12 protein-coding genes are annotated in these 13517 nt (G+C 71.6%); all 12 read left to right on the forward strand.

The annotated features are described in order from the left end of the window. Positions 1-54: 54 nt before the first annotated feature. A complete protein-coding gene (pyrR, locus tag AB0B14_RS09025; RefSeq protein ID WP_357069328.1) occupies positions 55-639 on the forward strand; it encodes a bifunctional pyr operon transcriptional regulator/uracil phosphoribosyltransferase PyrR in 585 nt (194 codons plus the stop codon). Beyond that, on the forward strand, positions 636-1562 hold the full coding sequence (locus tag AB0B14_RS09030; protein ID WP_357069330.1) for an aspartate carbamoyltransferase catalytic subunit: 927 nt from the start codon (positions 636-638) through the stop codon (positions 1560-1562). Before pyrR ends, AB0B14_RS09030 begins: the two co-directional genes overlap by 4 nt. Then, entirely contained in the window at positions 1559-2890 is a 1332-nt protein-coding gene (locus AB0B14_RS09035) for a dihydroorotase (RefSeq protein ID WP_357522067.1), read from the forward strand. The genes AB0B14_RS09030 and AB0B14_RS09035 overlap by 4 nt, the downstream gene beginning before the upstream one ends. After that, positions 2890-4035, forward strand: coding sequence for a glutamine-hydrolyzing carbamoyl-phosphate synthase small subunit (gene carA / locus AB0B14_RS09040; RefSeq protein WP_357522069.1), 1146 nt, complete (start codon positions 2890-2892; stop codon positions 4033-4035). The genes AB0B14_RS09035 and carA overlap by 1 nt, the downstream gene beginning before the upstream one ends. Continuing rightward, a complete protein-coding gene (carB, locus tag AB0B14_RS09045; protein ID WP_357522071.1) occupies positions 4028-7375 on the forward strand; it encodes a carbamoyl-phosphate synthase large subunit in 3348 nt (1115 codons plus the stop codon). Before carA ends, carB begins: the two co-directional genes overlap by 8 nt. Then, positions 7372-8430, forward strand: coding sequence for a quinone-dependent dihydroorotate dehydrogenase (locus AB0B14_RS09050; RefSeq protein ID WP_357522073.1), 1059 nt, complete (start codon positions 7372-7374; stop codon positions 8428-8430). The genes carB and AB0B14_RS09050 overlap by 4 nt, the downstream gene beginning before the upstream one ends. A 256-nt stretch (positions 8431-8686) precedes the next feature. Next, the gene (locus AB0B14_RS09055) at positions 8687-9961 is read left to right on the forward strand and encodes an adenosylmethionine--8-amino-7-oxononanoate transaminase (protein WP_357069340.1); all 1275 of its coding nucleotides are present in this window, start codon (positions 8687-8689) and stop codon (positions 9959-9961) included. 64 nt (positions 9962-10025) lie between these two features. Continuing rightward, positions 10026-10862, forward strand: coding sequence for an orotidine-5'-phosphate decarboxylase (gene pyrF / locus AB0B14_RS09060; RefSeq protein WP_357069342.1), 837 nt, complete (start codon positions 10026-10028; stop codon positions 10860-10862). A gap of 178 nt (positions 10863-11040) precedes the next feature. Continuing rightward, entirely contained in the window at positions 11041-11358 is a 318-nt protein-coding gene (mihF, locus tag AB0B14_RS09065) for an integration host factor, actinobacterial type (protein WP_030335662.1), read from the forward strand. Positions 11359-11383: 25 nt separating this feature from the next. After that, positions 11384-11920, forward strand: coding sequence for a guanylate kinase (locus AB0B14_RS09070; protein WP_357069344.1), 537 nt, complete (start codon positions 11384-11386; stop codon positions 11918-11920). A 61-nt stretch (positions 11921-11981) separates the two neighbouring features. Then, positions 11982-12245, forward strand: a complete 264-nt coding sequence (gene rpoZ, locus AB0B14_RS09075) for a DNA-directed RNA polymerase subunit omega (RefSeq protein ID WP_007075826.1) — start codon at positions 11982-11984, stop codon at positions 12243-12245. Positions 12246-12259: 14 nt separating this feature from the next. After that, positions 12260-13471: a bifunctional phosphopantothenoylcysteine decarboxylase/phosphopantothenate--cysteine ligase CoaBC gene (coaBC, locus tag AB0B14_RS09080; RefSeq protein ID WP_357522075.1), complete on the forward strand. Its 1212-nt coding sequence runs from the start codon at positions 12260-12262 to the stop codon at positions 13469-13471. Positions 13472-13517: the final 46 nt, after the last annotated feature.

A 13517-nucleotide genomic window follows, 5' to 3' on the forward strand; every position in this document is an offset into this window, starting at 1 on the left:
GGTGCCCGACATCCTTTAACGACCCGTCCCGTGAGGCGGGGAAGGAGGTCCGCCGTGGCATACCCACCGGCTGCCCATCCGTCGCCACCGCGACAACCCTCGGTGAAGGTGATCCTCGCCAGCGCCGACGTGCAACGCGTGGTCGACCGCATCGCCCACCAGATCCTGGAGAAGACCCAGGGCGCCGCCAACACGGTGCTGCTCGGGATTCCCACCCGGGGCACCCCCCTCGCCCGGCGGCTCGCCGACCGGATCAGCACCTTCGAGGACGTCGCCGTTCCGGTCGGTGTGCTCGACATCACCCTGTACCGCGACGACCTTCGTCGGCACGCCACCCGCGCCGTGGGCCCGACCGAGCTGCCGTCCGGCGGGATCGACGGCAAGCGGGTCATCCTCGTCGACGACGTGCTCTTCTCCGGCCGCACCGTCCGGGCCGCGCTCGACGCGCTCAACGACGTGGGCCGCCCGGCGTCGGTGCAGCTCGCCGTCCTGGTCGACCGTGGCCACCGGGAGCTGCCGATCCGTGCCGACTACGTCGGCAAGAACATCCCGACCTCACTCGCCGAGAGCGTGAAGGTGACGTTCGCCGAGACCGACGGGACGGATGAGGTCAAGCTGTACGGGGGAACCGCCTCATGATCAAGCATTTGCTCTCCGGCGCCGACCTGGACGCCGACACCGCCACCGAGATCCTGGACACCGCCGCCGAGATGGCCACCGTCGCCGGCCGGGAGATCAAGAAGTTGCCCGCGCTGCGCGGCCGGACCGTGGTGAACCTCTTCTACGAGGACTCCACCCGTACCCGGATCTCCTTCGAGGCGGCGGCGAAGCGGCTCAGCGCCGACGTGATCAATTTTTCCGCGAAGGGGTCCAGCGTCACCAAGGGCGAGAGCCTGAAGGACACCGCGTTGACGCTGCAGGCCATGGGCGCGGACGCGGTGGTCGTCCGACACCCCGCCTCGGGTGCGCCGCACCGGCTGGCCAACTGGGTGGACGGGTCGGTGGTCAACGCCGGCGACGGCACCCACGAGCACCCCACCCAGGCGCTGCTGGACGCGTACACCATGCGCTCCCGGCTGGGCCGGCTCGCCGGCCTGTCGGTCGCGGTGGTCGGGGACGTGCTGCACTCCCGGGTGGCCCGCTCCAACGTGCTGCTGCTCTCCACCCTCGGCGCCAAGGTCACCCTGGTCGGCCCGCCGACGCTCATCCCGGTGGACATCGCGGGAGCCCTCGCCCCCGGCACCGACGTCTCCTACGACCTCGACTCCGTGCTGCCCAACATCGACGTGGTGATGATGTTGCGGGTGCAGCGGGAGCGGATGAACGACTCCTACTTCCCCTCCGCGCGCGAGTACGCCCGCCGCTACGGGCTGGACGGCCCGCGGATGCGCCGGCTGCCCGAGCACGCGATCGTCATGCACCCCGGCCCGATGAACCGGGGGATGGAGATCACCCCCGAGGTCGCCGACTCACCCCGCTCCACAATCGTCGAACAGGTCACCAACGGGGTCTCCGTGCGGATGGCTGTTCTTTACCTGCTGCTCGGAGGGAACAACCGGTGAGCGCGTACCTGATCACCAGCGTGAGTGTCGTCGGCGCCGCGCCGACCGACCTGCTGATCCGCGACGGCGTGGTGGCCGAGGTCGGCCCCGGCCTGTCCGCGCCGGACGCCACAGTCGTCGACGGCACCGGCCTGGTCGCCCTGCCCGGCCTCGTCGACCTGCACACCCACCTGCGCGAGCCCGGCCGGGAGGACGCCGAGACCGTCGAGTCCGGTTCCCGCGCGGCGGCGCTCGGTGGCTACACCGCGGTCTGCGCGATGGCCAACACCTCCCCGGTCGCGGACACCGCCGGTGTGGTCGAGCAGGTCTGGCGGCTCGGCCGGGAGGCCGGCCTTGTCGACGTGCAGCCGATCGGCGCGGTCACCGTCGGGCTGGCCGGCGAGCGCCTGGCCGAGCTGGGCGCGATGGCCGACTCGGCGGCCCGGGTGCGGATCTTCTCCGACGACGGGCACTGCGTCGCCGACCCGAAGCTGATGCGCCGGGCCCTGGAGTACGTGAAGGCGTTCGACGGGATCATCGCCCAGCACGCCGAGGAGCCCCGGCTCACCGAGGGCGCCCAGATGCACGAGGGCGAGGTCTCCACCCGGCTCGGCCTGATCGGCTGGCCGGCGGTCGCCGAGGAGGCGATCATCGCCCGGGACGTGCTGCTCGCCGAGCACGTGGGCAGCCGACTGCACGTCTGCCACGTCTCCACCGCCGGCAGCGTCGAGGTGCTGCGCCAGGCAAAGGCCCGCGGGGTACGCGTCACCGCCGAGGTGACCCCGCACCACCTGCTGCTCACCGACGAAGTCGTGAGCGGGAGGAGTGAGCTTGCGAGCCCCGCACTCGCGAACAACTGGAGCCCAGCCGGAGTTTACGACCCGGTCTTCAAGGTGAACCCGCCGCTGCGGACGGCCGCGGACGTCGCCGCGTTGCGTGCCGCCCTCGCCGACGGGGTGATCGACGTGGTCGCCACCGACCACGCCCCGCACGCCGTGGAGGACAAGGAGTGCGAGTGGGCGTACGCCCGGCCGGGGATGCTCGGCCTGGAGACGGCCCTCTCCATCGCGCTGGACGTGCTCGGCCCGCAGTGGGATCTGATCGCGGAGCGGATGTCGCGCACCCCCGCCCGGATCGCCGGGCTCACCGGGCACGGCGTCGACCCGGCGCCGGGTGTGCCGGCCAATCTGACCCTGATCGACCCGGCCGAGCGCCGCACCATCGACCCGGCGGAGCTGGCCAGTCGCAGTCGCAACACCCCGTACGCCCGCATGACGCTGCCGGGTCGCATCGTGGCGACCTTCCTGCGTGGCGAGCCGACGGTCCTGGACGGAAAGGCTGTCAAGTAATGGTCAAGCGCAGACCCGCAATCCTGGTGCTCGAGGACGGGCGCACGTTCCCCGGTGAGGCGTACGGCAGCGTCGGGGAGACCTTCGGCGAGGCGGTCTTCAACACCGGCATGACCGGTTACCAGGAGACCCTGACCGACCCGTCCTACCACCGGCAGGTGGTGGTGCAGACCGCCCCGCACATCGGCAACACCGGCGTCAACGGCGAGGACGACGAGTCCGGCCGGATCTGGGTGGCGGGTTACGTCGTCCGCGACCCGGCCCGGATCGGCTCGAACTGGCGCGCCACCGGTGGTCTCGAGGACCGCCTCGCCACCGAGGGTGTGGTGGGCATCAGCGGGGTGGACACCCGGGCGCTGACCCGGCACCTGCGCGAGCGGGGCGCCATGCGGGTGGGCATCTCCAGCATCGACAACGACCCGCAGAGCCTGCTGGCCCGGGTCCGTCAGGCACCGCAGATGGTCGGCGCGGACCTGTCCGCCGAGGTGAGCACCGCCGAGCCGTACGTCGTCGAGGCTCTCGGCGAGCACCGGTTCACCGTTGCGGCACTGGACCTGGGCATCAAGCGCAACGTGCCGCGCCGGCTGGCCACCCGCGGGGTGACCACCCACGTGCTGCCCGCCTCGTCGAGCATCGAGCAGTTGCTCGCCACCGGCGCCGACGCGATCTTCCTGTCGCCCGGCCCGGGCGACCCGGCCACGGCCGACGCCCCGGTGGCGCTGGCCCGGGAGGCGCTGCGGCGGCAGGTGCCGCTGTTCGGCATCTGCTTCGGCAGCCAGATCCTCGGCCGGGCGCTCGGCTTCGGCACCTACAAGCTGGGCTACGGCCACCGGGGCATCAACCAGCCGGTGCTCGACCGGGCCACCGGCAAGGTCGAGGTGACAAGCCACAACCACGGCTTCGCGGTCAAGGTGCCGGGCGCGGGTGCTGGCGCGCTGGTTCCCGACCAGGTGATCGACACCGACTTCGGTGGTGTCCGGGTGTCGCACGTCTGCCTCAATGACAACGTGGTCGAAGGGCTGCGGGCCGTGGACGTGCCCGCCTTCACCGTCCAGTACCACCCGGAGGCGGCGGCCGGCCCGCACGACGCGGACTACCTCTTCGACCGTTTCGCCGATCTGATCGAGGGGCGCAGCAATGCCTAAGCGGACCGATCTCAAGCACATCCTCGTGATCGGCTCCGGGCCGATCGTCATCGGGCAGGCCTGCGAGTTCGACTACTCCGGCACCCAGGCGTGCCGGGTGCTGCGCAGTGAGGGGATCCGGGTCAGCCTGGTCAACTCCAACCCGGCGACGATCATGACGGACCCGGAGTTCGCCGACGCGACGTACGTCGAGCCGATCACCCCGGAGTTCGTGGAGTTGGTCATCGCCAAGGAGCGCCCGGACGCCATCCTGGCGACCCTCGGTGGGCAGACCGCGCTGAACACGGCAGTCGCCCTGCACGAGGCCGGCGTCCTGGAGAAGTACAACGTGGAGTTGATCGGCGCGAACATCGACGCCATCAACCGGGGCGAGGACCGGCAGCTGTTCAAGGAGATCGTGGCGAAGGCCGGCGTACGCCTGGGCGTCGAGGACCCGACCGGTTTGGTGCCCCGCTCCCGGGTCTGCCACTCGATGGACGAGGTCGAGGCGACAGTCGCCGAGCTGGGTCTGCCGGTGGTGATCCGGCCGTCGTTCACCATGGGCGGCCTGGGCTCCGGCATGGCGCACACCCCGGAGGACCTGGCCCGCATCGCCGGCGACGGCCTGGCCGCCAGCCCGGTGCACGAGGTGCTCATCGAGGAGAGCGTGCTCGGCTGGAAGGAGTACGAACTCGAGCTGATGCGCGACCGGCACGACAACGTGGTGGTCGTCTGCTCGATCGAGAACATCGACCCGATGGGTGTGCACACCGGCGACAGCGTCACCGTGGCCCCGGCCATGACGCTCACCGACCGGGAGTACCAGCGCCTGCGGGACCTGGGCATCGCGGTGTTGCGCGAGGTCGGGGTGGACACCGGCGGCTGCAACATCCAGTTCGCGGTCAACCCGGTCGACGGCCGGATCGTCGTGATCGAGATGAACCCGCGGGTGTCGCGCTCCTCGGCGCTGGCCTCCAAGGCGACCGGCTTCCCGATCGCGAAGATCGCCGCGAAGCTGGCCATCGGTTACACCCTCGACGAGATCCCCAACGACATCACGTTGAAGACCCCGGCGGCGTTCGAGCCGACCCTGGACTACGTGGTGGTGAAGATCCCCCGGTTCGCGTTCGAGAAGTTCCCCGGCGCGGACCCGGAGCTGACCACCACGATGAAGTCGGTGGGTGAGGCGATGAGTCTCGGGCGTAACTTCACCGAGGCGCTGAACAAGGCGATGCGCTCGATGGAAACCAAGTCGGCCGGTTTCTGGAGTGTGCCGGACCCGGCGGGCGTCACCCTGGCGGACACCCTCGCCGCGCTACGGATCCCGCACGACGGCCGGCTGTACACGGTGGAGCGGGCGCTGCGCCTCGGGGCGTCGATCGCCGAGGTGGCCGAGGCGTCCGGCGGGATCGACCCGTGGTTCCTGGACCAGATCGCCGCGCTGATCGAGCTGCGCGCCGAGATCGTCGACGCGCCGGTGCTCGACGCCGAGCTGCTGCACCGGGCCAAGCGGGCCGGTCTGTCCGACCGGCAGCTCGCCGCGCTGCGCCCGGAGCTGGCCGCCGAGGACGGCGTACGGACCCTGCGGCACCGCCTCGACGTGCGCCCGGTCTACAAGACGGTGGACACCTGCGCTGCCGAGTTCGAGGCGACCACGCCGTACCACTACTCGACGTACGACCTGGAGACCGAGGTCGTGCCGTCGGACCGGCCGAAGGTGCTGATCCTGGGCTCCGGCCCGAACCGGATCGGGCAGGGCATCGAGTTCGACTACTCCTGTGTGCACGCCGTGCAGGCGTTGCGGTCGGCCGGTTACGAGACCGTGATGGTCAACTGCAATCCGGAGACGGTCTCCACCGACTACGACACCGCCGACCGGCTCTACTTCGAGCCGTTGACCTTCGAGGACGTGCTGGAGGTCTGGCACGCCGAGGACTCGTCCGGCCGGGCGGCCGGCGGGCCGGGTGTGGTCGGGGTGGTCGTGCAGCTCGGCGGGCAGACCCCGCTGGGGTTGGCGCAGCGGCTCAAGAACGCCGGTGTGCCGATCGTCGGCACCTCCCCGGAGTCGATCCACCTGGCCGAGGAGCGCGGCGCGTTCGGCGCGGTGCTGGCCCGGGCCGGGCTGCGCGCGCCGGCGCACGGCATGGCCACGTCCTACGACGAGGCCAAGACGATCGCCGACGAGATCGGTTACCCGGTGCTGGTCCGGCCGTCGTACGTGCTGGGCGGGCGGGGCATGGAGATCGTCTACGACGACCCGACGCTGCGCGACTACATCGGTCGGGCCACCGACATCTCCCCGGATCACCCGGTGCTGGTGGACCGGTTCCTCGACGACGCCATCGAGATCGACGTGGACGCGCTGTGCGACGCCGACGGCGAGGTCTACATCGGCGGCGTGATGGAGCACATCGAGGAGGCCGGCATCCACTCCGGCGACTCATCCTGCGCGCTCCCGCCGATCACCCTCGCGGGCTCGCACCTGGCCGAGGTACGCCGCTACACCGAGGCCATCGCCCGTGGCGTCGGCGTCCGGGGCCTGCTCAACGTGCAGTACGCGCTCAAGGACGACGTGCTCTACGTGCTGGAGGCCAACCCGCGGGCGTCGCGGACCGTGCCGTTCGTCTCCAAGGCGACGGCGGTGCCGCTGGCCAAGGCGGCGGCCCGGATCGCCCTCGGCGCGCGCATCGCCGAGCTGCGGGCCGAGGGCCTGTTGCCGGCGACCGGGGACGGGGGCACGATGCCCGCCGACGCGCCGGTCGCGGTCAAGGAGGCGGTGCTGCCGTTCAAGCGCTTCCGCACCCGGGCCGGCAAGGGCATCGACTCGCTGCTCGGGCCGGAGATGAAGTCGACAGGCGAGGTGATGGGCATCGACACGAACTTCGGGCACGCCTTCGCCAAGAGCCAGTCGGCCGCGTACGGCTCGTTGCCGACCGAGGGGAAGATCTTCGTTTCGGTGGCGAACCGCGACAAGCGCGGCATGATCTTCCCGATCAAGCGGCTGGCCGATCTGGGCTTCGAGATCGTGGCGACCGCCGGCACGGCCGAGGTGCTGCGTCGACACGGCATCGCCTGTGAGCAGATCCGCAAGCACTACCAGGCTGGCGAGGGTGACGACGCGGTGTCGCTGATCGGTGGCGGCCAGGTGGCCCTGGTGATCAACACGCCGCAGGGCTCGGGTGCCAGTGCCCGCTCCGACGGCTACGAGATCCGCAGCGCGGCGGTCACCGCCGACATCCCCTGCATCACCACGGTTCCCGGCGCCGCCGCGGCCGTGATGGGCATCGAGGCGCGGATCCGCGGTGACATGCAGGTCCGCCCCCTGCAGGACCTGCACGCCACCCTGCGGGCGGCCCAGTGACCCTGTTCGAGCGGGTGGTACGGCCCCAGTTGTTCCGGCTCGGGGGTGGGGACGCCGAGGTGGCGCACGAGTGGACACTGCGGCGGTTGAGCGCGCTGTCGCGGCGTCCGGTGGCGCTGGCGGCGCTGCGGGCCCGCTACGCGGTCGACGCGCCGCGCACGGTGTTCGGGGTGCGCTTCCCCAACCCGGTCGGGCTGGCCGCGGGAATGGACAAGGACGGCGCGGCGCTGCCGGCCTGGCCGGCCCTCGGCTTCGGTTTCGTCGAGGTCGGCACGGTCACGGCGCACGCCCAGCCGGGCAACCCACGGCCACGGCTGTTCCGTCTGCCGGCCAGCGAGGCCGTGGTCAACCGGATGGGCTTCAACAATGCCGGGGCCGCCGCGCTGGCGGCCCGGCTGGCGGCGCTGCCCCGCCCGCTCGGGGTACCGCTGGGCATCTCGCTGGGCAAGTCCAAGGTGACCCCGCTCGACGAGGCGGTCGAGGACTACCTCGCCTCGTACCGGGCGCTTCGCGGCCACGGCGACTACTTCGCGGTCAACGTGTCCTCACCGAACACTCCAGGGCTGCGCTCGTTGCAGGACCGTGCCCACCTGGACGCGCTGCTCGGCGCGCTGGTGGGGGAGAAGCCGGTGCTGGTCAAGATCGCGCCCGATCTGACCGAGGCGGCGATCGCCGAGTTGCTGGAGGTCTGCCTGGCCCGTGGGGCCGCCGGGGTGATCGCCACCAACACCACGCTGTCGCGTGCCGGGCTGGCCACTGTGGACGCCGAACGCGGCGCCCAGCCGGGTGGTCTCTCCGGTCGGCCGCTCACCGGGAGGGCTCGGGAGGTGGTCGACTTCGTCCACTCCGAGACCGGTGGCCGGCTGCCGGTCATCGGTGTCGGCGGTGTGCTGGACCCGGACGACGCGGCGCGGATGTTCGACGCCGGCGCCGCCCTGGTGCAGCTCTACACCGGCTTCATCTACCGGGGTCCGGCCCTGGTCCGCGCCGCAGCCCGCGCCGCCGCCCGCGCGACTGCCACGTCGCAGGCACCGGACCCCGTCGCGGGACGGTGAGCGCCTCCGGCCCGGTGCTGGCCCGGCGCGGCCGGATGCCGGGTCCGCGCCGGGCCGAGGAGCACATGCCCACTGTTGCCCCTTTGCTCTGCACCCGTGGCTGCACCACCCGGAGCGCGACGCCCGGCCACCGGGTGTCGCATCCGCGGGTGCAGAGCAAAGGCGGCCGTGGTGGTGCTGGTGGTGGTGGAGGAGGGGTTGGACCCCGCTGCCGGACGTCCGCCGTCCGGACCGCTTGAGGCGCAGAGGAGTACGTGTGACACCCGAGGAGATCCTGACCGCCGATCGGGCGCACGTCTGGCATCCGTACGCCGCGCTGCCGCCGACGAACCCGCCGTACGTGGTGGAGAGCGCCGCGGGGGTGCGGCTGCGGTTGGCCGACGGGCGGGAGCTGGTGGACGCCATGTCGTCCTGGTGGGCGGCGATCCACGGCTACCGGCACCCGGTGCTGGACGCGGCGGTGACCGACCAACTGGGCCGGATGAGCCACGTGATGTTCGGCGGGCTCACCCACGAGCCCGCCGTACGGCTCGCCCAGACCCTGGTCGAGCTGACCCCGGAGGGCCTGGAGCACGTGTTCCTGGCCGACTCCGGCTCGGTCAGCGTCGAGGTGGCGGTGAAGATGTGCCTGCAGTACCAGCGGGCCGTCGGTCGGCCGCAGCGGCGCAGGTTGGCGACCTGGCGGGGCGGCTACCACGGCGACACGTTCCACCCGATGAGCGTCTGCGACCCGGAGGGCGGCATGCACCACCTCTGGGGCGACGTGCTGCCCCGGCAGGTGTTCGCCCCGGTCCCACCCGGCGGCTTCGACGACCCACCCGACGACGCGTACGTGGCGGCGTTGGTGCGGACCGTCGAGCGGCACGCCGACGAACTGGCCGCGGTGATCGTCGAGCCCGTCGTCCAGGGCGCCGGGGGGATGCGTTTCCACCACCCGGGTTACCTGCGGGTGCTGCGCGAGGTGACCCGTGCGCACGGGATTCTGCTGATCTTCGACGAGATCGCCACCGGGTTCGGCCGTACCGGCGAGCTGTTCGCCGCCGAGCACGCCGGGGTGACGCCGGACGTGCTGTGCCTGGGCAAGGCCCTCACCGGCGGTTACCTGACGCTCGCGGCGACCCTGTGCACCCCGGAGGTCGCCCGGGGCATCTCCGCCGCCGGCGTGCTGGCGCACGGACCGACGTTCATGGGCAACCCGTTGGCCTGCGCGGTGGCGAACGCCTCCATCGGCCTGCTGCGGGCCGGAGACTGGGCCGGACAGGTCGCCAGGGTCGGCGCCGGCCTGCGCGCCGGCCTGGAGCCCCTGCGCGGTACGCCGGGCGTGGCCGACGTGCGGGTGCTCGGCGCGATCGGGGTGGTCCAACTCGACCACGAGGTCGACCTGGGCGCGGCCACCGCGGCGGCGGTGGACCACGGGGTGTGGCTGCGTCCGTTCCGCGACCTGGTCTACACGATGCCGCCGTACGTCACCGACGACGCCGACCTGGCCCGGATCACGGCCGGGGTGGCGGCGGCGGTGGCGGCGGGCTGAGCCGCCGTCGTCAACGGACACCCGGGAGGCGGCCCGCCGCCCGGCAGGAGAGAGGGAGTACCGGATGGAGAGCTTCGGAACCCGGCTGCACCGGGCGATGAGCGAGCGGGGGCCGCTCTGTGTGGGCATCGACCCGCATCCCGGTCTGCTGGCCCGCTGGGGCCTCACGGACGACGTCCACGGGTTGGACAGTTTCACGCGGACGGTCGTCGAGGCCCTCGGTGACCGGGTTGCGGTGGTGAAGCCTCAGTCGGCCTTTTTCGAGCGGTTCGGATCCCGCGGAGTGGAGATTCTTGAGTCAACTATCCGACAGTTACGGGATGCCGGCTCGCTCGTTCTCCTCGACGTCAAGCGCGGCGACATCGGCTCGACGGTGAGCGCGTACGCCTCCGCGTACCTCGATCCATCCAGCCCCATGTATGTCGACGCGGTCACCGCGAGCCCCTACCTGGGAGTAGGTTCGCTGGCCCCGATGTTCGAACTTGCCGCCGAGCACGGCGGCGGTGTGTTCGTGTTGGCGCTCACCTCCAACCCCGAGGGCGCGGCCGTGCAGCGGGCCCGCACGGCCGACGGCCGCACCGTGGCGCAAACCGTGATCGACGAGATTTCGCAGCTCAACAGGGGTGCGACCCCGCTCGGGAGCTTCGGGTTGGTGGTCGGCGCGACCATCGGCGACACCGGTCACGACCTCTCCGGAGTGGGGGGTCCACTGCTCGCCCCAGGGCTCGGCGCACAGGGTGCGGGTGCGGCCGATCTGCGTACCGTCTTCGGTTCGAGCCTCGCCTCGGTGCTCCCGTCGTACTCCCGGGAGGTGCTCTCGGCCGGGCCCGATGTCGCCGCCCTGCGCGCCGCCGCGGACCGCGTCCTGGTCGACTGCCGGGCCGTTCTGCCTGCCCGGTGACTGACTGACGGGTCGGTCACCTTACGGTGATCATGCGGCCCCCACGTTGCCGAAAGCTCCGTTGGCCGCTAGTTTTCCCCGCGCTGGGAACCATGGACCCCTTGGTTCACAGCGACACCACGTTTCACAGATGCGGCGGTGCGCCCCGCCCGCCGCGATAGGGACCTGAGGAGAACTGGTGCCGCTCCCGTCACTGACCCCCGAACAACGCGCTGCCGCGCTCGAGAAGGCCGCGGAGATCCGCAAGGCCCGTGCTCAGCTGAAGGAGCAGCTCAAGCAGGGCAAGACCACTCTCGGTGCCGTCCTCGAGCGCGCCGAGAGCGACGACGTCGTCGGTAAGCTCAAGGTGTCGGCCGTCCTGCAGGCCATGCCGGGTATCGGCAAGATCCGGGCGACCCAGATCATGGAGAAGCTCAAGATCGCCGACAGCCGTCGCCTGCGTGGCCTCGGCGAGCAGCAGCGCAAGGCACTGCTTGGAGAGTTCGCCGCCAACTGAACCTGGCAGCGTGTAGAAACAAGCAGTGAGCACGGATGACGAGGCGCGCCCGGCTGCTCGGCTCACTGTCCTGGCTGGACCTTCGGGTTCCGGCAGGGAGAGTGTCGTCGAGTTGGTCCGGGCGCGTTCTCCGTCCGTGTGGATCCCGGTGCCGGCAACCACCCGGCCGCGCCGGGAGGCGGAGATCGACGGGGAAGACCGTGTTTTCCTCGCCCCCGCCGAGTTCGATCGCCGGCTCGCCGGCGGCGAGCTGTTGGAGTGGTCCCGGGTCGGTGCCTACCGCCGGGGCACTCCGTACCCACCGCTGCGCGCCCGGCTCGACGCCGGGCAACCGGCGCTGCTCCCGCTCGACCTGCGCGGCGCCGCGCAGGTGGGTGCGCGCCTGCCCGATGCCCGGCTGGTGCTGCTGAGCCCACCCGGGTACGAACCCGACGCCAGCGTGGCGGCCGCCGTCGAGCACACGCTGACCCACGACCGCACCGAGCGGGTGGTCGACGAGCTGGTAGGCTTACTCGGTTCTTCTTATCCGGACCCGGCCTGGTCGCGCGTGCTGCGCGGCTGAGCGCCGGCCGTTGAGACTCAGCACCGCGTCCGCGCGGCTCGAAAGACGCAGAGGTTAATTCGTGGGATCCATCGCCAACCCCGAAGGCATCACCAACCCGCCGATCGACGAGCTCCTCGAGAAGACGACGTCGAAGTACGCGCTGGTCATCTTCGCCGCCAAGCGCGCGCGCCAGGTCAACGCCTACTACAGCCAGCTCGGCGAGGGCCTGCTGGAGTACGTCGGCCCGCTCGTCGAGACCACCCCGCAGGAGAAGCCCCTCTCCATCGCCATGCGCGAGATCAACGCGGGTCTGCTCACCGCCGAGCCGACCGACCAGCCGTAACCACTCACCGGCCGATGTCCGCCTCGATCGTCCTCGGTGTCGGCGGCGGCATCGCTGCCTACAAGGCGTGTGAGCTGCTGCGACTCTTCACCGAATCGGGTCACCAGGTCCGGGTCGTGCCCACCGCGTCGGCGCTCCGGTTCGTCGGGGCGCCGACCTGGGCGGCGCTCTCCGGGCAACCGGTCGCCGACGACGTCTGGACCGACGTCCACGAGGTGCCGCACGTCCGGCTCGGTAAGCGGGCCGACCTGGTGGTGGTCGCGCCGACCACCACCGACCTGCTCGCCAAGGCCGCACACGGGCTCGCCGACGACCTGCTGACCAACACGCTGCTGACCGCCCGCTGCCCGGTGCTGCTGGCGCCGGCCATGCACACCGAGATGTGGGAGCACCCGGCCACCGTGGCCAACGTCGCCACGCTGCGCTCCCGGGGTGTGCGGGTCATCGAGCCCGCCGTCGGGCGACTCACCGGCGCCGACACCGGCAAGGGTCGGCTGCCCGACCCGGCGGAGATCTTCGCTGTCGCCCGTCGGCTCCTGGCCCGGGGTGACTCCGCCCCGGCCGACCTGGCCGGTCGCCGGGTGGTCGTCACCGCCGGCGGCACCCGGGAGCCACTGGACCCGGTCCGCTTCCTGGGCAACCGCTCCTCGGGCAAACAGGGGTACGCGTTCGCCCGCGCCGCGGTCGCCCGGGGTGCCCGGGTCACCCTGATCGCGGCAAACGTCTCCCTCGCCGACCCCGCCGGCGTCGACCTGGTCCGGGTCGGCACCACCGCCGAGTTGCGGGAGGCGACGCTGAAGGCCGCCGTCGAGGCTGACGCCGTGGTGATGGCGGCGGCTCCGGCCGATTTCCGGCCGGCGACGTACGCGGCTGGCAAAATCAAGAAGTCGGACGACGGCGTCGCACCCACCATCGAGCTCGTCACGAACCCGGACATCGCAGCGGAGCTCGGCCAGCGCAAGCGACCGGAGCAACTGCTCGTGGTGTTCGCCGCCGAGACCGGCGACGCCGAGGCCAACGGCCGAGCGAAACTCGCCCGGAAGCGGGCCGACCTGATCGTGGTCAACGAGGTCGGTCCCGATCTGGTCTTCGGTACCGACACCAACACGGTGACGGTCATCGGCGCTGACGGCTCGGTCAGCCGGCTGCCCGAGCAGGCCAAGGACGCGGTGGCCGACGCCGTCTGGGATCTCGTCGTGGCGCGACTGCCGGGCCGCCGCTCCTGACGGGTGGAACGGAGCGCGACCGGGCCATACACCGGCCGCAGTGGTG

The organism is Micromonospora sp. NPDC049171 (genome assembly GCF_040648275.1).
Classification (GTDB): domain Bacteria; phylum Actinomycetota; class Actinomycetes; order Mycobacteriales; family Micromonosporaceae; genus Micromonospora.